This window comes from Microbispora sp. ATCC PTA-5024 (genome assembly GCF_000511135.2).
Taxonomy (GTDB): Bacteria; Actinomycetota; Actinomycetes; order Streptosporangiales; family Streptosporangiaceae; genus Microbispora; species Microbispora corallina.
Genome location: NZ_KI866525.1, coordinates 937977 through 959885, shown reverse-complemented (window position 1 = coordinate 959885; position 21909 = coordinate 937977). Strand labels below are relative to the sequence as shown.

Annotated in this window: 20 protein-coding genes; 7 read left to right on the top strand and 13 right to left on the bottom strand. The window is 72.6% G+C overall.

Annotation, left to right across the window (positions count from 1 at the left end):
• Nucleotides 1–7 precede the first annotated feature (7 nt).
• The 5 genes from MPTA5024_RS30275 to MPTA5024_RS30255 form a co-directional block, all read right to left on the bottom strand.
• A complete protein-coding gene (locus MPTA5024_RS30275) occupies nt 8–1534 on the bottom strand; it encodes an ATP-dependent DNA ligase (RefSeq protein ID WP_036330644.1) in 1527 nt (508 codons plus the stop codon).
• Nucleotides 1535–1589: 55 nt separating this feature from the next.
• Nucleotides 1590–3062, bottom strand: coding sequence for a glycosyltransferase family 39 protein (locus tag MPTA5024_RS30270; protein WP_051458847.1), 1473 nt, complete (start codon nt 3060–3062; stop codon nt 1590–1592).
• Between the two features lie 49 nt (nt 3063–3111).
• A complete protein-coding gene (locus MPTA5024_RS30265) occupies nt 3112–3486 on the bottom strand; it encodes an FKBP-type peptidyl-prolyl cis-trans isomerase (RefSeq protein ID WP_036330642.1) in 375 nt (124 codons plus the stop codon).
• A gap of 151 nt (nt 3487–3637) precedes the next feature.
• Nucleotides 3638–4396 (bottom strand): general stress protein, encoded by a 759-nt coding sequence (locus tag MPTA5024_RS42805; RefSeq protein WP_198167475.1) that lies wholly within the window; start codon nt 4394–4396, stop codon nt 3638–3640.
• 70 nt (nt 4397–4466) lie between these two features.
• The gene (locus tag MPTA5024_RS30255; protein ID WP_036330640.1) at nt 4467–5906 is read right to left on the bottom strand and encodes a GuaB1 family IMP dehydrogenase-related protein; all 1440 of its coding nucleotides are present in this window, start codon (nt 5904–5906) and stop codon (nt 4467–4469) included.
• 104 nt (nt 5907–6010) lie between these two features.
• On the opposite strand from MPTA5024_RS30255, the gene MPTA5024_RS30250 reads away from it, so the two are divergent.
• Nucleotides 6011–6484 carry a GyrI-like domain-containing protein gene (locus MPTA5024_RS30250; RefSeq protein WP_036330638.1) on the top strand — a complete coding sequence of 158 codons (474 nt, stop codon included), beginning with the start codon at nt 6011–6013 and terminating at the stop codon, nt 6482–6484.
• Here MPTA5024_RS30250 and MPTA5024_RS30245 read toward each other — a convergent pair.
• From MPTA5024_RS30245 to MPTA5024_RS30220, 6 genes are all read right to left on the bottom strand, one after another.
• Nucleotides 6448–6963 (bottom strand): hypothetical protein, encoded by a 516-nt coding sequence (locus MPTA5024_RS30245; protein WP_051458846.1) that lies wholly within the window; start codon nt 6961–6963, stop codon nt 6448–6450. The genes MPTA5024_RS30250 and MPTA5024_RS30245 overlap by 37 nt on opposite strands.
• 53 nt (nt 6964–7016) lie before the next feature.
• Nucleotides 7017–7250 (bottom strand): helix-turn-helix transcriptional regulator, encoded by a 234-nt coding sequence (locus MPTA5024_RS30240; protein WP_036330636.1) that lies wholly within the window; start codon nt 7248–7250, stop codon nt 7017–7019.
• Nucleotides 7251–7280: 30 nt separating this feature from the next.
• Complete coding sequence (locus MPTA5024_RS30235) at nt 7281–8072, bottom strand: ABC transporter permease (protein WP_051458845.1); 792 nt, start codon at nt 8070–8072, stop codon at nt 7281–7283.
• On the bottom strand, nt 8069–8902 hold the full coding sequence (locus tag MPTA5024_RS30230; protein WP_036330634.1) for an ABC transporter ATP-binding protein: 834 nt from the start codon (nt 8900–8902) through the stop codon (nt 8069–8071). The genes MPTA5024_RS30235 and MPTA5024_RS30230 overlap by 4 nt, the downstream gene beginning before the upstream one ends.
• A 73-nt stretch (nt 8903–8975) precedes the next feature.
• Nucleotides 8976–9635, bottom strand: a complete 660-nt coding sequence (locus tag MPTA5024_RS30225; RefSeq protein ID WP_036331031.1) for a nitroreductase family protein — start codon at nt 9633–9635, stop codon at nt 8976–8978.
• Between the two features lie 32 nt (nt 9636–9667).
• Nucleotides 9668–10789, bottom strand: a complete 1122-nt coding sequence (locus MPTA5024_RS30220) for a CaiB/BaiF CoA transferase family protein (RefSeq protein WP_036330633.1) — start codon at nt 10787–10789, stop codon at nt 9668–9670.
• Nucleotides 10790–10864: 75 nt separating this feature from the next.
• On the opposite strand from MPTA5024_RS30220, the gene MPTA5024_RS30215 reads away from it, so the two are divergent.
• The 3 genes from MPTA5024_RS30215 (at nt 10865) to MPTA5024_RS30205 (ending at nt 14655) form a co-directional block, all read left to right on the top strand.
• Entirely contained in the window at nt 10865–11842 is a 978-nt protein-coding gene (locus MPTA5024_RS30215; protein ID WP_036330632.1) for a 2-hydroxyacid dehydrogenase, read from the top strand.
• Nucleotides 11843–12019: 177 nt separating this feature from the next.
• Entirely contained in the window at nt 12020–13369 is a 1350-nt protein-coding gene (locus tag MPTA5024_RS30210; RefSeq protein WP_157099829.1) for an FAD-binding oxidoreductase, read from the top strand.
• Between the two features lie 26 nt (nt 13370–13395).
• Nucleotides 13396–14655 carry an SAM-dependent methyltransferase gene (locus MPTA5024_RS30205; protein ID WP_036330628.1) on the top strand — a complete coding sequence of 420 codons (1260 nt, stop codon included), beginning with the start codon at nt 13396–13398 and terminating at the stop codon, nt 14653–14655.
• Between the two features lie 45 nt (nt 14656–14700).
• Here the strand turns inward: MPTA5024_RS30205 and MPTA5024_RS30200 are convergent, their stop codons facing one another.
• Both MPTA5024_RS30200 and MPTA5024_RS30195 read right to left on the bottom strand, forming a co-directional pair.
• Complete coding sequence (locus MPTA5024_RS30200; RefSeq protein WP_036330626.1) at nt 14701–16227, bottom strand: long-chain-fatty-acid--CoA ligase; 1527 nt, start codon at nt 16225–16227, stop codon at nt 14701–14703.
• Nucleotides 16228–16271: 44 nt separating this feature from the next.
• Complete coding sequence (locus MPTA5024_RS30195) at nt 16272–18305, bottom strand: NACHT domain-containing protein (RefSeq protein ID WP_036330624.1); 2034 nt, start codon at nt 18303–18305, stop codon at nt 16272–16274.
• A 100-nt stretch (nt 18306–18405) separates the two neighbouring features.
• Here MPTA5024_RS30195 and MPTA5024_RS30190 point away from each other — a divergent pair, with 100 nt between their 5' ends.
• The 3 genes from MPTA5024_RS30190 to MPTA5024_RS30180 all read left to right on the top strand — a co-directional run.
• Nucleotides 18406–19680, top strand: coding sequence for a cytochrome P450 (locus MPTA5024_RS30190; RefSeq protein WP_036330622.1), 1275 nt, complete (start codon nt 18406–18408; stop codon nt 19678–19680).
• 10 nt (nt 19681–19690) lie between these two features.
• On the top strand, nt 19691–20548 hold the full coding sequence (locus tag MPTA5024_RS30185; protein ID WP_036330621.1) for an alpha/beta fold hydrolase: 858 nt from the start codon (nt 19691–19693) through the stop codon (nt 20546–20548).
• Between the two features lie 96 nt (nt 20549–20644).
• Nucleotides 20645–21909 (top strand): cytochrome P450 (locus MPTA5024_RS30180; RefSeq protein WP_063794804.1); only part of this gene is annotated, 1265 nt, incomplete at its 3' end.

The following is a 21909-nucleotide window of genomic DNA, read 5'->3' as shown; positions in this document are numbered from 1 at the left end:
CGCGAGCTCAGAACAGGAGCGCGCGGACCGAGGCGACGGTGTCGGCGTCCTCGGCCCGCTTGTCGGGCCGGTAGCGGAGCACCCGGGCGAACCGGAGCGCCATGCCGCCGGGGTAGCGGCTCGACCGCTGCACGCCGTCGAAGGCGATCTCCACGACCAGTTCGGGCCGGAGGGCGACCACGTACTCGTCCGTGGGCCCGTCGGCCAGCCGCAGGAACTGCTCGGTCTGCCAGGCCAGCAACTCGTCGGTGAGGCCCTTGAACGTCTTGCCGAGCATCACGAAGCCGGCGGTCTCCGGGTCGTACGCCCCGAGGTGCAGGTTGGACAGCCACCCCTGGCGCCGGCCGTTGCCCCACTCGGCCGCCAGCACGACGAGGTCCAGGGTGTGCCGCGGCTTGACCTTGATCCAGCCCGCCCCGCGCCGGCCCGCCGCGTACGGCGTGAGCGGCGCCTTGACGACAACGCCCTCGTGGCCCCGCCTCACGGCGTCGGTGAAGAACTCCTCGCCCTCCTGGGCGTCGCCCGTGACCAGTCGCGGCGTGATCAGCTCACCCGGGACCGCGGCCTCCAGCGCCGCGTGCCGCTTCTCGTCGGGCAGGTCGAGCAGGTCGGCCCCGCCCACCCGCAGGGCGTCGAAGAAGAACACGCTCAGCGGCACGGTCTCGCGCAGCGACGCGACGTCGAGCTTGCTGGCCACGCGCCCGGAGGTCACCTGGAAGGGCTCGGGGCGCCCGTCGGGACGCAGGGCGATCACCTCGCCGTCGAGCACGAGGTCGGTCTCGGGCAGCGCCCGCACGGCCTCGACCAGTTCGGGCACCTGGGCGGTGATGTCGTCGAGCGTGCGGGTGAACACCGACACCTCGTCGCCGGTCCGGTGCGCCTGGACCCGGATCCCGTCGAGCTTCCACTCGATCGCGACCGGCCCGCCGACCTTCTCCAGGGCGGCCGCCACGCTCGGCGCGCTCTGCGCGAGCATCGGCGCGACCGGACGGCCCACCTCCAGGTGGAACTCCCGCAGCGCGTCCACTCCGCCCCGCAGGGCGGCGGCGCCCACGGCCGGCAGCCAGCCGCGCAGGGTCAGCGCCCGCCGGACCTCCGCCGACGGCACGCCGGACGCCTTGGCGATCGCCTCGATCATGACGCCGTCGAGCGCCCCCTGGCGCAGCTCGCCGGTGAGCAGCCGCAGCAGGAACGACTGCTCCTGCCGGGTGACGGCGCCGAAGAGCCGGGCCAGCAGTTCCTTGCGGGCCGCCTGCGAGCCGGCGCCCGCCTGCGCCTTGATGCGGCCGAGGTGCTCGTCGACCTCGGTCAACGTCGCCGTGGCGACCTGGCGCGGCTCGGGCAGGTCCCGCAGGCTCCGCCAGCCGACGCCGATCTGCCGCTGCGGCAGCTCGCCCGACAGGTACGCGATGGCGATCTCGGCCTCGTCCGGGCCCACCCTGCCCAGCAGCTCGGCCAGATGCCGGATCTTGGCCAGCCGGGCCGAGTCGGCGGCCACCGCCGCCGAGGTCCGGGCAAGGTCGATCAGCAACACACCGTAATCCTGCCTCACCGGACCGGCATACGCCCACGCCGGGGGCGGACAAGTCTCAGCTGTAGTGGCGGGCGCGGGGCCACAGGTCGCGCCAGGACAGCCGGGGGTCGTGGCAGACCGTGATCGGAGCGTCCTGCTCCTCGCCCGGCATGCCGTCGACCCTCGCGGCGAGGGAGCAGCGGGTGAAGACCGTGGACAGCTGATCCGGCGGGAAGCCCACGGACACCACGACGCGCGTCCCCTCGGGCGGCGGCCCCCACCACCACAGCTCGTTGTGCCCGCTGTAGACGCGTGACGGCAGCCCGAGCTCGCCCGACCAGCGGTCGAGCGCGCCGGCCTCGCCGTAGTTCTCCGCGAGCAGCACCGCTCCGGCGCGGTCCTTGTCGGGCAGCGCGCGGTAGACCTGGGCGACCTGCTCGGCCAGGCTCCGCATGCCGACCGACTCGCGGGCCACCTCGTTCACCGCCGCGACCGGCGTGCCGCGCAGCGACCCGGCCGGGACGACGGGCAGGGCGAGCACCACGGCGACGACCGCGTTGAGGGCGAGGGCCGCCACGAGGACCGGGCGCCACCGCCAGGCGGCGGCCGACACGCATCCCGCGGCGAACAGGTACAGCAGGAACGCCCCCACGTAGTCGGGGCGGCCGCCCGAGTAGAGGGTCAGAGCGCAGGCGACGGGATAGGCGACGGCCAGCGCGCGCAGCCGCCGGTCGCGCCACAGGCGCCGCCACCCGGCGACGCACACGACGGCCTGCGGCGGCCCGAGCAGCAGCACCTGGAGGGGCAGGAAGGTCAGCCGGTTGTCCGCGCCCTCGTCGATCTTCAGGGCCTCGGCCATCTGCAGCTGCGGCCACGCGTGGGTCGCCTGGTAGACGAGGTTGGGCGAGGCGATGACCAGCGCCAGCGCGGCGCCGATCCACAGCCGCCTGTCGCGCAGCACCTCGCGCGGACCGGTGGCCAGGATGCCGACGCCGATCGCGGCCAGCAGCATGGCGATGAGATCGCGGTTGTACGTGGCGATCCCGGCGAGCACGCCGATCCAGATCCAGAGGCGGCCGTCCCCATGGAGCAGGACGCGGATCACGAGGAGCGCGACGGCCATCCACAGGACGAGGTCGGGGGTGAGCGTCAGCAGGGAGTGCCCGCCGACCAGCGGCAGGACGCTCGTCGCGGTGCCCGCCGCGGCCAGGGCCTGCGCCGTGCGTTCGCCGCCCAGCTCACGCGCGACCAGCGCGACGAGCAGGACCACGGCCCCGGCGCACAGGGCGGGGACCACGCGCAGCGCGACGACCGTGTCGCCGAAGACGGCCGTGGAGACCCGCGCGATCATCGGTGTGAGCGGCGGGGTGTCGAAGTAGCCGAGGCGCGGACGCTCGCCGAGCATCCGGAAGTAGAGCTCGTCGCGGTGGTAGCCGTACCACGGGCTGACGGCCAGCAGCACGGCCGTGGTCGCGGCCGCGGCGATCAGCGCCGCGCGGGACAGGGGGAGCCGGGTGGCCGGGCGGACCTCCGTGATCGTCGTGGTCACCAGACCATGATGGGGCCCGGAGCCCGCCCGCGACACCCGTAAGTTCTGCTCAGTTGACGCCGAGCAGGTCGACGACGAAGATCAGCGTCTCACCCGGCTTGATCATGTTGCCGGCGCCGCGGTTGCCGTACCCCAGGTGCGGCGGGATGGTCAGCCGGCGGCGGCCGCCGACCTTCATGCCGGCGACGCCGCGGTCCCACCCCGCGATGACCCGGCCCCCGCCCAGCGGGAACTGGAAGGGCTGGCCCCGGTTCCACGAGGCGTCGAACTCCTCGCCCGTCGAGAACGTCACGCCGACGTAGTGCACGGTGACGTTCTGCCCCGGCTTGGCCTCCGGTCCGTCCCCCTCGACGAGGTCGACGATCTCCAGGTCCGCGGGCGGCTCGCCCTCCGGAAAGTCGATCTCGGGCTTCTCGAATGCCACGTGGCTCTCCTGTTCTGTCCGCGCCGGATGATCCGGCAGGCGACCCGACTTTACCGGGGAGCGTCCGCACGGAGACGCTCTCCCCACGAGACTGGGGAGAGCGTCTGCGTCGCGTACGGCCACCAGGGGTCCGGCCCGGGGAGGAGGCGCATCAGCGGCGCCGCGAGGCGTCCTCCGCGGCCCGGGCCTCCGCCGCGCGGTCCTCGTAGGCGCGGTCCGTGATGACGCTGTCCTCGGCGGCGCGCTCCTCCGCCAGACGCTCCTCGGCCAGACGCTCCTCAGCGGCGGCGTCGGGCGCGCCCGCGGGCGGCGTCACCGGCGGCGTCACCGGCGGCGTGACCGGCGGGGTCAGCGGCGAGGTCGCGGGCGGGGTCACCGGCGCGGTGGCCGGGCCCGCCGACGGCGGCCGCTGCACGACGACGGTGTCGGCCGGCTGGAGGCCGCCCTGCAGCAGGGCCTGCGCCTGGTCCAGCATGGACGAGGCCACCAGGACGTCGTAGCGGCCGGCGACGATGGAGCTGCGGGAGGAGAAGTCGCGGGTCCCGCCCTGGAACGCGTGGCTGGTGAACCCGAAGGCGGCACCCGCGATCGCGCCCCAGAGGATCGACCACAGGACCAGGCCGACGAACGAGGTCGTGGTCGAGGTGAACAGGCCGAGGAACAGTCCGACGATGAGGCCGAAGACGGCGCCGCTGACCAGCCCCATGAGCGCCGCCCTGCCGTTGGTGAGCCGCCCGGTGACGGTCTCCTCCAGCCGGAGGTCGCTGCCCACGATCGCCGCCGTCTGCACGGGGAACCCGGCGTCCGACAGCGTGTCGACGGCGCGCTGCGCCGCCGCGTAGTTGTCGTAGCTGACCAGCAGCCGTCTGTCGACCGCCGGCGAGGCCGGCTCGGCAGGGGAACCTATCATGATCGCCTCCGCGTGTGGTTCGGTCGTCACCCGACGCACCTACCCGCGGTGTGGCGAAAATGCGTGGAGATCACCAGCTCTGGTGCAGCGGCATGCCCTCCGTGTAGCCCGAGGCGCTCTGCACGCCCACCACGGCCCGCTCGTGGAACTCCTCCAGGTCGGTGGCCCCCGCGTACGTGCAGGAGGAGCGCAGGCCCGCCACGATCGCGTCGATCTGGTCCTCCACGCTGGGCCTGACCGGGTCGAGGTACATCCGCGAGGTCGAGATGCCCTCCTCGAACAGCGCCTTGCGTGCCCGCTCGAACGGGGAGTCGTCGGCCGTGCGCAGCCGTACGGCCCGGGCCGAGGCCATCCCGAAGTTCTCCTTGTACTTGCGGCCGTCGGCCGCGGTGCGGGTGTCGCCGGGGGACTCGTACGTCCCGGCGAACCACGAGCCGATCATCACGTTGGACGCCCCGGCGGCCAGCGCCAGCGCCACGTCTCGGGGGTGGCGCACTCCGCCGTCGGCCCACACGTGGCGGCCCAGCCGGCGGGCCTCGGCGGCGCACTCCAGCACGGCGGAGAACTGGGGGCGGCCGACGCCCGTCATCATCCGGGTGGTGCACATCGCGCCCGGCCCCACCCCGACCTTCACGATGTCGGCGCCCGCCTCGACGAGGTCGCGCACGCCCTCGGCCGTGACCACGTTGCCCGCGGCTACCGGGACGGACGGCCCGAGCGCCCGCACGGCCCGCAGCGCGGCGATCATCTTCTCCTGGTGGCCGTGGGCGGTGTCGACGACGAGCACGTCGGCGCCGGCGTCAAGGAGCTCCTTGGCCTTGGCCGCGACGTCGCCGTTCACCCCGACGGCGGCCGCCACCCGCAGCCGGTTCCGGTCGTCCACGGCCGGCTGGTACAACGTGGAGCGCAGGGCGCCCGTCCGGGTGAGGATGCCGACGAGCCGCCCGTCCTCGTCGACGACCGGGGCCAGCCGGTGGCGGCCCTCGTGCAGCGCCTCGAAGGCGGCCTGCGGGTCGGCGCCGCGGGGCAGCGTCTGCGGGGACGCGGTCATGACCTGGGAGAGCTGGGTGAACATGTCCACGCCGTGGCAGTCGGCCTCGGTCACCACGCCGACCGGGCGGTTCTCCCAGTCGACCACGATGACGGCGCCGTGGGCGCGCTTGGGCAGCAGGTTCAGCGCCTCGCCCACCGTGTCGTGCGGGCCGAGGGTGATCGGCGTGTCGTGGACCAGGTCGCGGCCCTTCACCCAGTCGATCACGTCGGTCACGACGTCGATCGGGATGTCCTGGGGGATCACGGCGAGCCCGCCGCGCCGGGCCACGGTCTCGGCCATCCGGCGGCCCGCCACCGCGGTCATGTTGGCGACGACAATGGGGATCGTGGTGCCGGTCGCGTCCCGCGTGGACAGGTCGACGGCGAGCCGCGACCCCACCGAGGACCGGGACGGCACCATGAAGACGTCGCTGTACGTGAGATCGTAGGGCGGGGTCAGATCATTAAGGAATCGCACGTTTGTCCAGCCTACGCTGTTATTGGTCAATATCCGACATTCCCGGCAGGGGGTGGATCAGACGCCGGCGCCGGATACATTGACCTCGCCCGAGAGGAGAACATGTGATCACCGTTGACCGGCCCGAGGCGCTCGTCGTCGGCTACGCCGTACGGACGTCGAACGCGGCGGAGGCGGACCCGGCGAGGGCCCAGCTGCCGGGCCTGTGGGCGCGGGCGGGGGCGCCGGGAGCCTTCGCGCACGTGCCCGGACGGGTCGACGAGAACCTGTACGCCGTGCTGACCGACTACGAGAGCGACCACCGGGGGGCCTACACGCAGGTCGTGGGCGTGGCGGTGCACACGGCCGCGCGCCTGCCCGAGGGCATGGTCGCGGTGCGGGTGCCCGGCGTGCCGTGCCTGCTGTTCGAGGCCCGCGGCCCGATGCCGGCCGCGCTCCTGGACGCCTGGCAGCAGGCGTGGAAGCACACGGAGTCGGGTGCCGCTCCCGCCCGGGCGTTCACGACGGACCTGGAGGTCCACCACCCCGGGGGGACGGACCTCTACGTGGCCACGCTGCCCTCGTTCGGCGACTCCTGATCGTCGCCCGGGTCGTCCGGCGGCGGATCGGGCAGGCGCCATCCGGCGACCAGCAGTGGCAGCAGATAGTGGGTCCACAGCAGGGCCAGGACGCCCAGGAAGACGGCCGCGCCCGGCACCCGCACCGCCGGGCCGCCCTCCCAGGTGCCCGCGACGATCGCGACGAGCACGGCCCCGAGGATGAGCCGCATCGCGATGTTGGCCTGGGTGAAGGCCCGCAGCCGCTCGGCCACCTGGCGCTCGTCCAGCCGGCGCTCGGGCAGCGAGGCGAGCCCGCGCGTGGCGATGTTCAGCGCCGTCACCGCGGGGACGAAGAACGCGAGCATGACCAGCAGCAGCACGAGGTTCACCAGGACCGCCGTGTCGCTCGGCGCGATGAACCAGGAGACCGTCGCGTCGGCCCACAGGACCAGGACGCTGACCGCGCCGGCGGCGACCAGCAGGCGCCGCCGCGGGCGGGACCGGTACAGGGCTGTCATCCGGTCCTCCTGCACCGACTGCTCGACGCGGCGGTTCCACCGTTCCCAGGCCCTCACGACGGGCTGCCCAGTCTGGGGAACGGCTTGAGCGAGAAGACGACCTCCACCGGCACCTCGAAGAACTCCGCGATCCTCAGGGCCAGATGGAGGCTGGGGCTGTACTCGCCCCGCTCCAGGTAGCCCACGGTCTGGTAGTGCACGCCGAGAGCCGCGGCGAGGTCGCGGCGCGAGACGCCGCGGTCGGCCCTCAGCACCGCGATCCGGTTGTGCACCGTCTCCTCGGCCACTCGTCACCTCCGTCGGGCCCACCGGTCCGCTCATCTCCCGCGAACCCGGCGCAGCAGCCAGGGGGCTAGAACCATACCGCCGGCGGCCCAGGCGCCCAGAACGATCGCCGCCTGGCCCAGCCGCCAGCTGTGGCCGATCTCGGCCGCGAGCATGGAATCGGGCAGGAACGCCGCCCGCAGCCCGAGTGCCTGCCAGTAGAGCGGGAAGACCTGGGCGATCCCGCGGACCACGCCCGGCATCGCCGACAGGGGCACCATCACGCCCGACGCGGTGAGCAGCGCCATCGCCGGCAGCGCGAGCAGCGCCGCGCCCGTCTTGGGGCCGGGGAGCAGGATCCCGAGCGCCGCGCCGAGGGGGACCACGGCCAGCGTGCCCAGCGCGAGCACCCACGCCAGGGTGAGCCAGCGCCCCGGGGAGGACGGCAGGCTCACACCGGTCAGCGGGAGGGAGACGAGCAGGATGAGGACGCCGTTCGTAGCGATCGTGAGCAGCACGCCGGTGGCCCGCCCGGTCAGGTAGACGCGGGTGCCGCGCGGCAGCGTCCGCGCCCGCAGCAGCACGCCCTCCTCCCGGTCGCCCGCGATCACGAGGGGCAGGCCCATCAGGCCGGTCGAGAAGACGGCGAACCCGAGGAACCCGGCGGTGAGGTAGGTCCCCGTCCGCACGTCCGTCCCGGGGACGGTGTTCCCCCCGAGCCAGGCGACCAGCAGCGCGTAGACGCCCACGGACCCGGCCAGGGCGTTGACCAGCTCCCTGCGGTCGCTCAGCTGGTTGAGGTGCTCGGTCCAGCCGCGCCGCAGCCCCAGCGCCGTCGTGTTCATCGGGCCTCCCCCACCAGGTCGAGGTAGCTCTCCTCCAGCGTCGGTCGGCGGATCTCCAGGCCCGGGACCGGGCCGTCGTAGCGGCGGTGCAGCTCCCAGGCCGCCCGCGAGGGGTCGTCGGTCTCCAGCTCGCCGCCGTCCCACCGCACCCGGGCCGGGGCCCGTACGGCCCGGGCGAGCTGGGCCGGGCTGCCGCAGGTGACGATCCGGCCGGCCACGAGCACGGCGACCCGCCCGGACAGCCGCTCGGCCTCGGCCAGGTCGTGCGTGGTCAGCAGCACGGTCAGCCCCTCGCCGGCCAGCCGCTCCACCAGCAGGTGGAACTCCCGGCGGGCCTCGGGGTCGAACCCGGTGGTCGGCTCGTCGAGGAACAGCACCTCCGGCCGTCCGGCGAGGGCGAGCGCCACGTCGAGCCGCCGCCGCTGCCCCCCGGAGAGCAGGACGGCGCGGGTGCCGGCCTGCTCCGTCAGCCCGAGCGCGTCGAGCAGGCCGTCCGCGTCTCGGGCCCGGTCGTAGTGGGCGGCCACGTGGCGCACCAGGTCCCGCACCCGCCAGCGGCCGTGGTCGCGCCACGACTGCAGCACCACGCCGAGCCGCGCCCGCCACGCGTCGCCGCCGCGGCGCGGGTCCTCGCCGAGGACGGACACCTCGCCCGTCCAGCCGGCGCGGAACCCCTCCAGGATCTCGACCAGCGTGGTCTTGCCCGCGCCGTTGGGCCCGAGGAGCGTGAGCACCTCCCCCCGCCGCACGTCGAGGTCGACGCCGTCCAGCACCCGGGTCCCGTCGTACGCCATGGTCAGCTGCCGCACCCGGATCGCGAAGTCGTCCATGCATCCCTCCAAATGGCATAGCTCTACTGTCGAATGTAGTAGGTATACTACATCCGAGACAAGAGCTGCTGCATCAGGAGGGCGTGCTGGGGCTCCACAGGGGCTCGGGGACCTCGAAGCCGACCGCCTCGCCCCACCGGTTCCGGTACGCGACCTCGTGGGCGGGCCGGCGCGGGGCCACGCCCCACCGGCCGGTCGGGTAGCCGAAGGTGACGGTGCAGGCGAGCTGCCAGCCCTTGCCCTCGGGGACGCCCAGGACGCGCATCGTCTCGCCGGAGTGGAAGAGCCCCAGCACGGTGGTGAGCGCGCTGCCGACGCCGTACGCCCGGGCCGCGAGCTGGGCGCTCCAGACCGAGGGGAAGATCGAGCCGCCGCTCGGGTCGTTCCTGGTGAAGGCGAACAGCAGCAGCGGATAGCCCTCGAAGTTGTCGGCCAGGTGCTGGGCCGAGCGCAGCACGCTCAGCGTCCGGGTGTCGCCGGTCGCCTCCGCCCGCTCGCGCATCTCCTTGTAGTGGCCCTCGAACAGCACGCCGAGGGCCTGCCGGTAGAGCGGCCCGAGCGCGGCCTTGACCCCGGGGTCGTCGACCAGGAGGAACCGCCAGCCCTGGACGTTGCCGCCGCTCGGGGCGCGGACGGCCGCGTCCAGGATCCGCTCCTGGACCTCCGCGGGGACGGGGTCGGGTTTGACCCGGCGCATGGCCCTGGTCGTGTAGAGGGCCTCGAAGACGTCCATGGTCACCGGCTCACTCCTCGTGTGGGGGGTCATCAGGCCAGGACTCCGGCGGCGCGCAGGGCCTTGGCCTCGTCGTCCGGAAGTCCCCAGGCGGTCAGGTCGTGCAGGCGGGTGGCGGGGGCGAGGTCGCCCCGGCCCGCTCCCAGCAGGCGGGGCGCGGGGGCGGCCTGCATCAGGCCGGCGACCTCGACGAACGTCCCTCGGGCCCGGTTGTGCGGGTGCCCGGCCGCCTCCGCCGGGTCGAGGACGGGGGCCACGCAGGCGTCCGAGCCCTCGAAGATCCGCTCCCACTCCTCCCGGGTCCGCTCCCGGAAGGCCGCCGTCAGCCGCTCGCGGATCTCCGGCCAGTTGGCGCGGTCGCCCCGGTCCGGCAGGTCGTCCAGCCCCATGCGCGCCACCATCTCGGCCCAGAACTGCGGCTCCAGCGGCCCGACCGCGAGGTGGCGCCCGTCCGCGGTCTCGTACGTGTCGTACATGGGGGCGCCGGTGTCGAGGAGGTTGGTGCCCCGGGGGCCCCAGGCGCCGCTGCGCACCCCCTCGTAGAACATGCTGAACAGCAGCGCCGCCCCGTCGACCATGGCGGCGTCGACGACCCTGCCCCTGCCGGTCCGCTCCCGCTCGAAGAGGGCGAGCAGCACGCCGTACGCCAGCATGAGGCCGCCACCGGCGAAGTCGCCGAGAATGTTGATCGGGGGAGTGGGCCTGTCGCCCTCCCGGCCCAGCATGGACAGCACGCCGGCGATCGCGATGTAGTCGATGTCGTGCCCGGCCGCGGTCGCGAGCGGCCCCTCCTGGCCCCACCCGGTCATCCGGCCGTAGACGAGCCGGTCGTTGACCGCGCGCAGGTCGTCCGGGCCGATGCCGAGCCGTTCCGCGACGCCCGGCCGGAAGACCTCGATCACCACGTCGGCGCCGGCCGCGAGGCGTTTGAACGCGGCCACGCCGTCCGGCGACTTCAGGTCGAGCCCGATGGTGCGCTTGCCGCGGTCCATCACGTCGCGGCGGGGCTCGTCGCGCACCGCCCCCACGCGGTCGATCCGCAGCACCTCGGCGCCGTGGTCCGCCAGCATCATCCCGGCGAACGGCCCCGGCGCGAGACCGGCCAGCTCCAGCACCCGTATTCCCGTCAGCGGGCCCGTCGGCGCCTCATCCATGCGATCCTCCCGCCTGCGTCGTGCGCTTCACGCGCTTAGTAGAACATGTTTCGGTCTCGTGCCAGACTTCCGCCCGTGACGTGGAAGCTTCTCGCACTGCCGCCGCTGCCGGAGGACGCCGTGCGCGGCCTGCTCGCCGGGCTGGGCGACCGGGTGGAGGTCGCCGTCCCGGCCCGCCGCGACCGGGACGCCCTGCTGGAGGCGCTGCCCGGCGCCGAGATCGTGGTGGGCGACTGGAGCGGCGCGCTCGCCCTGGACGCCGAGGCCGTCCGGCTCGCGCCGCGCCTGGCGTTCGTCCAGCAGCCCTCGGTCGGCGTGGACGGGCACGACCTGGACGCCCTGACGGCCGCGGGGGTCCCCCTCGCCAACACCGCGGGCGTGAACGCGCAGTCGGTGGCCGAGTGGTGCCTGGCCGCGGCGCTCGCGCTGCTGCGGCACCTGGCGGACGGCGACCGGGAGATGCGGGCGGGCGGGTGGCCGCAGTTCACCCTCCAGCGCCGCGAGCTGTCCGGCGCGCGCGTGGGCGTGGTCGGCTTCGGGCCGATCGGCGCGGCCTGCGCCCGCCTGTTCGGCGCGCTCGGCTGCCGGGTGTCCTACTGGTCGCGCTCGCCCAAGCCCGAGTCGTACGGCGCCGTCCACCTGGACCTGGACGAGCTGGTCGCGAGCAGCGACGTGCTGGTCCTGGCCGTGCCGCTGGCGGAGGAGACGCGCGGGCTGATCGGCGCGGAGCGGCTGGCGCGGATGCCGGCCGGGTCGGTGCTCGTGAACGCCGCGCGGGGCGGGGTGGTGGACCAGGCCGCGCTGCTGTCCGCGCTGGAGTCGGGGCACCTGTCCGGGGCCGCGGTCGACGTCTACGAGCAGGAGCCCCCTGCCGCGGACGACCCGCTGCGCTCCTGCGACCGGGCCCTGCTGTCGCCGCACGCCGCCGGGGTGACGCCGCAGGCCACGACCCGGCTGCTGGAGTGCGTCACGGCGAACCTCGGCGCGGTGCTGGAGGGGCGGCCGGTGACCAACGTGGTCAACGGAGTCGACCCCGTCGTCCGCCGCCGTTAGACGCAGGATACGATCAGCGCTGCTGGGCGGCTCTCCCCGGGCGCCGGGCCGGATTCCGGATAGTTTTCGCGCACGTAACGTGTCTAGTCTGGTCCGCGATGTGTTCCGGGGTTAGCGTGCCAAGAGGCGATCTCTACGATCCATGGGGGTGGTGTCATGCCAGAGCGCACGGCCAGTATGACCGCCCATAATCAGGCTGTCGAGCAGATCAGGGACTCCTACGCGGCGATCCCCGCCGACGCCGCTCCGCGGCTGGGGAAGGCCACGACGAACCTGTTCCGCTTCCGCACGCCGGGGAAGACGGCCACGCTGTCCGCCCGCGACCTGGACCAGGTGATCCAGGTGGACCCGGAGACCATGACGGCCGAGGTCCAGGGCATGACCACGTACGAGAACCTGGTCGACGCGACCCTGCCGTACGGGCTGATGCCGTTCGTGGTGCCGCAGCTCAAGACCATCACCCTCGGCGGCGCCGTCACCGGCCTCGGGATCGAGTCCAGCAGCTTCCGCGACGGCCTGCCCCACGAGTCGGTGGAGGAGCTTGAGATCCTCACCGGCGACGGCCGCATCGTCGTCGCCCGCGCGGACAACGAGCACGCCGACCTGTTCCGGGCCTTCCCCAACTCGTACGGCACCCTCGGCTACGCGCTGCGGATCAGGATCAGGCTCGCCAGGGTCAAGCCGTACGTCCGGCTGACGCACCTGCGCTTCACCGACGCCGACAAGTGCATGCTGGCCATGCAGGAGATCTGCGAGAGCCGCGAGCACGACGGCGACCCGGTCGACTTCGTCGACGGCACGTTCTTCGCCCCCGACGAGCTGTACATCACGCTCGGGACCTTCTCCGACCAGGCGCCCTACACGTCCGACTACACGGGCATGCGGATCTACTACCAGTCCATCCGCAGCCGTGCCCGCGACTGGCTGACCGTGCGCGACTACCTGTGGCGCTGGGACACCGACTGGTTCTGGTGCTCCCGGGCGTTCGGGGTGCAGCAGCCGCTGGTCCGCTCGCTGCTGCCGCGCCGCTGGCTGCGCTCGGACGTGTACCGCAAGCTCGTCGGCCTCGACCAGAGGTACGGCGTGACCGCCCGCATCGACCGCTGGCGCGACAATCCCGCGCAGGAGTCGGTGATCCAGGACGTCGAGGTGCCGGTGGAGCGGGGGGCCGAGTTCCTCGACCTGTTCCACCGCCGGGTGGGCATGGCCCCGGTGTGGATGTGCCCGCTCAGGGCGACGGGGGAGTGGCCGCTCTACCCCCTGCAGCCCGGGCGCCTGTACGTGAACTTCGGTTTCTGGGGAATGGTCCCGCTGCCGCGCGGCCAGTTCGACGGGTACTACAACCGGCTGATCGAGCACGCGGTCCACGACCTCGACGGCCACAAGTCGCTCTACTCCACGTCTTTCTACGAGCGCGAGGAGTTCTGGCGGCTCTACAACGGGGACGCCTACTGGCCGGTCAAACGGTCGTACGATCCGGGCGGGCGCATGCTCGACCTGTACGACAAGTGTGTCCGGGGCCGGTAGGCGTCACGTATTCGGGAGAGGTGCACATGACTCTTGCGAACATCTTCGGGAAGATCGTCGGTCCCGACGCGGGTGTCGAGTTCGTCGCCTACGACGGGAGCAAGGCGGGAACGCCGGATTCCGACGTGCGGATCGAGGTGAAGTCGCCCGCCGCGGTCGCCTACCTCGCGCAGGCGCCCGGCGAGCTCGGGCTCGCCCGGGCGTACATCGCGGGGCACATCGACGTGCACGGTGACATGTACACCCTGCTCGACCGGATGTGGTCGCTGACGCTCAACGACCTGCCGCTCGGTGAGAAGGTGGCCGCGATCCGCTCGCTCGGCGTCAAGCCCCTGATGATGCGGGTTCCCCCGCCGCCGCAGGAGGTCCGCCGCAGCACGATGGCGAGACTCGGCAGCCGCCACGCCAAGCAGCGGGACGCCGAGGCGATCCACCACCACTACGACGTCTCCAACAAGTTCTACGAGTGGGTGCTCGGCCCGTCGATGGCCTACACCTGCGCCGTCTTCCCCCGGGCCGACGCCACGCTGGAGGAGGCGCAGTTCACCAAGTTCGACCTGGTGGCCAGGAAGCTCGACCTCCAGCCCGGCATGCGGCTGCTCGACGTCGGCTGCGGCTGGGGCGGCATGGTGATGCACGCGGCCAAGCACTACGGCGTCAAGGGGCTCGGCGTCACGCTCTCCCGGCAGCAGGCCGAGTGGGCGCAGAAGGCGATCGCCGAGGCGGGCCTGTCGGAGCTGGCCGAGGTCCGCTACATGGACTACCGCGACGTGCCCGAGACCGGGTTCGACCGGGTCAGCTCGATCGGCCTGACCGAGCACATCGGCAAGGACAACCTCCCGTCGTACTTCTCCTTCCTGTACGGCAAGCTCAAGCCGGGCGGACGGCTGCTCAACCACTGCATCACCCGCCCGACGGGCAAGGAGAAGACGTTCAACAAGGGCGGCTTCATCAACCGCTACGTCTTCCCGGACGGCGAGCTGGAGTCGGTGGGCTACCTGGTCCGCCAGATGGAGGACATCGGCTTCGAGATCCGCCACGAGGAGAACCTGCGCGAGCACTACGCGCTGACGCTGCGCGAGTGGTGCGCCAACCTCGACGCCCACTGGGACGAGGCGGTCGAGGAGGTCGGCCAGGGCACGGCCCGCGTGTGGCGCCTCTACATGGCCGGCTGCGTGGTCGGCTTCGAGCGCAACAAGGTCCAGCTCCACCAGGTCCTCGGCGTCCGGCTCGACGACTCGTCCTCGGCTCAGATCGCGCTGCGCCCGTCCCTCGACTGGCCGTGACCGTACGGCGCCGCCGCGGAGGCCCGCGGCGGCGCCCGGCACGCGTCAGCGCAGCTCGCGCTTGAGGATCTTTCCGGTGGCCGTCATCGGCAGGGAGTCGCGGAACTCGACGATCCGCGGGTACTTGTAGGCCGCCATGGTCTCCCGGCACCAGGCCACCAGCTCCCCCTCGGTGGTGGCGGCCCCGGGGTTCCTGATGACGTACGCCTTGACCTCCTCGCCGTGGGACTCGTCGGGCACCCCGACCACCGCGGCGAGTGAGACCGCCGGATGGGTCATCAGGACCTCCTCGATCTCCCGGGGGTAGACGTTGAACCCGCCCCGGATGATCATGTCCTTGGCCCGGTCGACGATGAAGTAGTAGCCGTCCTCGTCGCGGCGGGCCACGTCGCCGGTGCGGAACCAGCCGTCCCGCATGACCTCGGCCGTGGCCTCGGGCCGGTTGTGGTAGCCCTTCATGATGTTGTGGCCGCGGATGGCGATCTCGCCGAGGTCGCCGACCTCGTTCCACTCGGCGTCGACGAGCTTCATCTCGACGCCCCAGATCGGTGTGCCGATCGAGCCCGCCTTGGCCGGCCTGCCGATCTGGTTGAACGAGGCGACCGGCGAGGTCTCCGACAGTCCGTAGCCCTCCAGGATGTCCACGCCGAACGTCGCGGAGAAGTCCTTGAGCACCTCGACCGGCAGCGCCGAGCCGCCGGAGGCGGCGGTGACCAGCGAGCGGGGCACCTCGCCGGCCCCCGTGCGGACCGCCGTGAGCAGCGCCCAGTACATGGTGGGCACCCCGGCGAACAGCGTGACGTTCTCCTGGTTCATCAGCCGCAGCGCCTCTGACGGCTCGAACCTCGGCATCAGCACGAGCGTCGCCCGCCGCCGGAACCCGGCGTTCATGATCACCGTCTGGCCGAACGAGTGGAACAGCGGCAGCGTGGCCAGGTAGGCGTCCTCCTGCTGCCGGGGGAACATCTCATCGCTGATCATGGCGTTGACGACCATGTTCTGGTGGCTCAGCTCCGCGCCCTTCGGCCGGCCTGTGGTGCCACTGGTGTAGAGGATCACCGCGGTGTCCTCCGCCGAGGTCTGCGCGGTCTCGAACTCGCCAGGCATGCCGTCGAGGGCCGCCCACAGCGTCTCGCCCAGCGCCGACTCGGTCGCGGCCGGCGTCGCCGGCAGGACGAAGAAGTGCTCGGTCCCGGCGGCCTCCTCGAAGCCCGCCCGGCCGCGCTCGCCCAGCGGGAGCTCCGGGGTGCCCTCGAAGCAGAACAGCGCCTTGGCCTCGGAGTCCTCCAGGTGGTAGGCGATCTCCCGTGCCTGCAGCAGGACGTTGAGCGGCACGACGGTCGCGCCGGCCTTGAGGATGCCGAAGTAGACGAAGGGGAAGTACGGCAGGTTGGGGCAGGCCAGGGCCACCTTGTCACCCCTGCCTACGCCCCGCGACACCAGCAGGTTCGCCACCTGGTTGGCGACCGTGTTCACCATCGAGTACGGCAGGCGGAGGTCGCCGAGCACCACGGCGGTCCCCTCGGGGTTCTCCCGGGCGCTGTCCTCCAGCACGACGGACAGGTTGAGCATCGAACGCTCCCAAACATGAGGCATACCGACCGGTAGGTAGCACCCTAGCGGCTGCTGGAGGCGGCGCAATGGGGATGCTCGGCGAAGTGGTCGACGAAGATCTGATGCGGGAACCGGTAGGCGTTCTCGCCGTTCGGCACGAGAAGTCCGGCTGATGCCGCGTAGCGATAGACGTCGGTCAGCCGGACGGGCAGCAGCCCCGCCGCGACCAGCACGAGCCGCGGCAGCCACGATCCCGTGAGCAGCATCCCGATCACGACCCCCGCGCCCGCGGCGACGAACGTGCCCAGGAGGACGCCGCCCACCGCGTCCGCGAACGGGCCCGTCCACGCCACGGCCCCCAGCACCGCCGGAGGAAGGGACACGGCGCACGTGAGGGCCCACACGGCCGGGACCCCGCGGCCCATCATCGACACCGTCCTGTCCGCCCGCGCCCCGTCCTCGTCGAAGAACGGCACCAGGACGGCGACGACGCCCACGGCGGCCGCCGCGACGAACACCGTGCTCCCCGACGCGGCGGCGGAGGCCCAGAAGGCTCCCGGCCCGGACCGCAGCATGTCCTGGAGCCCGAACTCGCCGAACGTGACCGGGATCGCCGCCACGAGGCCGGTCGCCCAGACGCCGGCGCTCCGGGGGAGCCTCATGTATCCGGCCGCGACGGCCTCCGCCGGCAGCATGATCGACATGCTGGCCGGCAGCCAGCCCAGCGCGATCGCGGTGATCGCGCCCGCTCCCCTGGACAGGCAGACCCCGGTGACCACCGCCGACGCGACGAACAGCGCGATGCTCAGCGGCGGGAGGACCGGGGAGACCAGCCGGGGCGGAACCGTCTGCGCGTACCGGGAGATCAGGTCGAAGCGTTTGGCGACCACCGTGGATCCCGACGTCCTGGCCACCGTGGCCAGCTGACCGAGCCATCGCACGACCGTCTCGGGCGCGTACCGTCCCATCTCCCGCCTCGGCCGCCGCAGGGCCCGGGCGACGAAGAGGTCCAGGATCCGCCTCCTGCGGGCGGCCGGGTCGAGAGGCTCCGGCTGATCTTCGAGGGCGGGATCGCCGGCCACGGCCGCCAGGACGTGGAGCCAGAAGGGGGAGTCGACGACGTCCCAAAGGGAGCCGTCGGCGTCGAGGGCGCGGCGCAGGTCCGCGAAGCGGCTTCCGGACGCCGACAGGTAGGTGGTCACCTCCTCCCGGCCGAGGGGCAGGATCACGACCGCGCCGTTGAGGGCGAGGGCGGGTGAGGCCGCGTACTCCGCGCTCCGGCTGCTCACGGCGATCGTCAGGTCGCGGTGCCGGCCGTGCAGCTCGTCGATGAGGCGGGTCAGCCGGCCGCGGGCCTCCTCGGGCACCTCGTCGAGCCCGTCGAGGAGGAGCGCGAGCTCGCCGTCGTCCAGCCATTCGCGGCCGACTCGGGCACCGATGCCGTACCGCTCCTGCGCCTGGGCGAGCAGCCACTCGCGCAGGTCGTGGACGGTCTTCGGGCGGTCGGGGAACGGCAGCAGACCCCGCGTCCGCCCCCAGCCGCCGAGGTCGAGAAGCACGGGGATCGGCCCGTCCTTCTCGTCGAGCAGGGAGAGGGCGAGTTCGAGCAGCTGCGTCGTCTTGCCCGCCCCCGGCGGGCCCAGCAGCACCATGGAGCGGTCGAGGTCGTCGAACGCCCTCCGGACGCTCGTCGTCACCGGGGCGGTCGTGTCCAGACGCCTGACCTGGTTGCCCAGGATCGGCTCGACCGCCTCGGGACGGTCCTCGAGACGCACGTCCACCTGGGGGACGTCGCCCAGCTTGAGGTCCAGCCGCCGCGTGAGGTGCGCCCGCACGTTGTCCGCCGCGCGCCGGCGCGTCTCGGGCCGGGTCCTCCCGTACGGCCGGTCGCGGGCCGGATCGGCCGCGGGCGTCACGGCGTCGACCGCGAACCAGACGACGGCGAGGCCGAGAACGGCGACGCACGGCCACGCCCAGCTCCGGTACGGCTCCAGCTCGGCCGGCAGCGTTCCGCCGGTGGCGACGTTGACGGCGACCGGCAGGAGGATCGCGCCGGCGGCGGCGGCCAGCGCGGCCGTCAGCCGCCCCTTGCGCATGTCACCACCCCTCGGCCCGCACCTGATCCGATTATCGGCTCTTGGCCCGTCCGTGACCGGGTGTCTTGAAAGAACCGGTCATGTGCTGGACAGTGGCGGCATGACCGTGGACGCCGACCTCGATCTGTCCCGCATCCCGTTCTGGGCCCTGCCCCAGGCCCGGCGGCACGAGGCGTTCCGGCGGCTGCGCCGGCTGGACCGGCCGGTCTTCCTGACCGAGAACAAGATCCCCTTCCTTCCGCAGGGCGCCGGCTACTACGCGCTCGTCCGGCACGCCGACGTCACCGAGGCCAGCAGGAACGCCGGGGTCTTCAGCAGCGAGCCCACGGCCAACAGCATCCCGGACATGCCCCGCTGGCTGGCCGTCTACTTCGGGTCGATGATCAACATGGACGACCCCCGGCACGCGCGGCTGCGGCGGATCGTCTCCCGGGCCTTCACGCCCCGGATCCTCGCCAAGATGGAGGAGGACCTCCAGCGGGCCGCCGAGGAGATCGTCTCTCGGGCGATGGAGGAGGGGCCGGGGGACTTCGTCACCCAGATCGCGGCCCGGCTTCCCGTTCAGGTCATCTGCGACATGATGGGCATTCCCCCGAAATTTCATGACCTGGTGCTCCGCCGGACCAACACGATCCTCGCGAACGCCGACTCCGAGTACTCGGGCATCGAGGTCGACCTGTCCCGTCCGGACGCGCCGATGAGCCGGTGGACGACCGCCCGGGGGCTGGCCGCGCTGCTGCGCGCCGGGCACGGGCTGAGCTCCCTGGCCCGCCACCTCGCGCACGAGCGCCGCCGCCGCCCGACGGGCGACCTGACCAGCCTCCTCGTGAACGGCGAGGAACGGCTCACCTCGCAGGAGCTGGGCTCGTTCTTCATCCTGCTCGTCGTGGCGGGCAGCGAGACCACCCGCAACGCGATCGCGCACGGCCTGAAGCTGCTCACCGACAACCCTCAGCAGAGGGCGCTGCTCACCGCCGACTTCGAGGGCCGGATCGCGGGGGCGGTCGAGGAGATCGTCCGCTACTGCAGCCCGGTCATCCAGTTCCGCCGGACCGTCACCCGCGACCACACGATGAACGGCCAGGACTACCGCAAGGGCGACAAGGTCCTGCTGTTCTACACGTCGGCCAACCGCGACGAGGCCGTCTTCGACGACCCGGACGTCTTCGACATCACCCGCAGCCCCAACCCCCACGTCGGGTTCGGCGGCCCCGGCCCCCACTACTGCCTGGGCGCCCACCTCGCCCGGCGGGAGATCACGGTGATGTTCCGCGAGCTGTTCACCCGGATGCCGGAGATCCGGTCCGAGGGCGAGCCGTCGTACCTGCTGTCGAACTTCATCAACGGCGTCAAGCACCTGGGCTACCGCTACTAGGGGGTGGGCCGTGGAGACGCGGACGGTCACGGCCAACGGGATCGAGTTCGGCTACCTGGCGGAGGGGCCGTCGCGGGGGCCGCTCGCCCTGTGCCTGCACGGCTTCCCCGACTCGGCGTACACCTGGCGCCACCTGCTGCCCGGCCTGGCCGAGAGGGGCTACCGCGCGGTCGCGCCGTTCATGCGGGGCTACGCGCCTACGCAGGTGCCGCCCGACGGCGCGTACGAGGCGGGGGCGCTGATCGCCGACGCGGTGGCCCTGCACGAGGCGCTCGGCGGCGACGGGGAGGCCGTCCTCATCGGGCACGACTGGGGGGCGTTCCCGGCCTACGGGGCGACCGCGTTCGCCCCGGAGCGGTTCCGCCGGACCGTGGCGCTGGCCGTCCCGCCGCTCCCGGCGATGCTCGGCGCGTTCCTCCGCTACGAGCAGCTCAAGCGCTCCTTCTACATCTTCCTGTTCCAGACGGCCCTCGCCGAGACGGCCGCCGGGGCCGAGGGCTTCGTCGAGGGCCTGTGGCGTGACTGGTCGCCCGGGTACGACGGGGAGGAGGACGCCGCGCGAGCCCGGGAGTGCCTGCGCGACCCGGCCAACCTGCGCGCGGCCATCGGCTACTACCGGGCCATGCTCGGCACCGTGCCACCCACCGGCCGGTACGCCGCCGAGCGGGAGGCGGCGGTACGCGGGCCGGGACGGCCCGTGCTCTACCTGCACGGCGCCGGCGACGGGTGCCTGGGGGCCGAGGTGGCGGCCGGCGCCGCGGACCACCTGCCGCCCGGGTCGCGCACCGAGGTCGTCGCGGGCGCGGGCCACTTCCTGCACCTGGAACGGCCCGACGAGGTGAACGGTCTCATCCTCTCCTGGCTGTGAGGGCCCCGGCTGTGAGCAATCCTGGCCGTGGACCGGGTGCTGTGGCAGACTGAAAACCGAACGTCGTTCTACTCATGACCCCGGGAGGACCGGCCCATGACGCAGCCCGCCGAGCGTGCGCCCATCAGGTCCGTCGCCGACATCGACCTGTCCGACTGGGACTTCTGGGGCCGCTCGCCGGAGGAGCGGGAGCACGCGTTCCGGCTGCTGCGCGACCTCGACACCCCCGCGTTCTTCGAGGAGCCCGAGATCTCCTTCGCCCCCAGGGGCCTCGGATACCACGCGCTCGTCCGGCACGAGGACATCCTGGAGGCCAGCCGCAACCCCGAGATCTTCTGCTCGGGTGACGGCGGGGCCACGAACATCGTCGACATGCCCCCGGAGTTCACCGAGTACTTCGGCTCAATGATCAACATGGACGACCCCCGGCACGCCCGGCTCCGCCGGATCGTCTCCCGGGCCTTCACCCCGAGGATGATCAAGCAGTTCGAGGCGGACGTCGAGGTGGCCGCCTCCCGGATCGCCGACGAGCTGCTCGCGACCGGCCCCGGCTGCGACTTCGTCACCGAGGTGGCAGCCAAGCTGCCGCTGAAGGTCATCTGCGACATGATGGGCATCCCGGAGAGCGACTACGGGTTCGTCTTCGACAGGTCCAACATCATCCTCGGCGCCTCCGACCCCGAGTACGTGAGCGATCCGGAGGACGTCGCGACCGCGCTGCTCACGGCCGGGATGGAACTGCAGGCCCTGGTGCAGGACCTGGCCGCGCAGCGGCAGGAGACGCCCACGGGCGACCTGACGTCCTCGCTGGTCAACGCCAACCTCGACGGCGAGCGGCTGACGGCGCAGGAGCTCGGGTCGTTCTTCATCCTGCTCGTCGTCGCCGGCAACGAGACCACCCGCAACGCCATCTCGTACGGCATGCGCCTGCTGACGCTGAACCCGGACCAGAAGCGGCTGTGGCTCGATGACGTCGACGGGCGGGCGCCGGGCGCGGTCGAGGAGATCGTCCGGCTCGCCTCCCCGGTGAACTACATGCGGCGCAAGGTCACCCGCGACCACGTGATGAACGGCAACCGCTACCGCGCCGGCGAGAAGGTCGTCCTCTACTACTGGTCGGCCAACCGGGACGACCGGGTTTTCGCCGACCCGCTGCGGTTCGACATCGCCCGCGACCCCAACCCGCACGTCGGGTTCGGCGGGCCGGGCCCCCACTTCTGCCTGGGCGCCCACCTGGCCCGTCGGGAGATCACGGTCATGTTCCGCGAGCTGCTGCGCCGCGTCCCCACGATCGAGGCGGGCGAGCCGGAGCGGCTGTTCTCCAGCTTCATCAACGGCACCAAGCACATGACCTGCGAGTT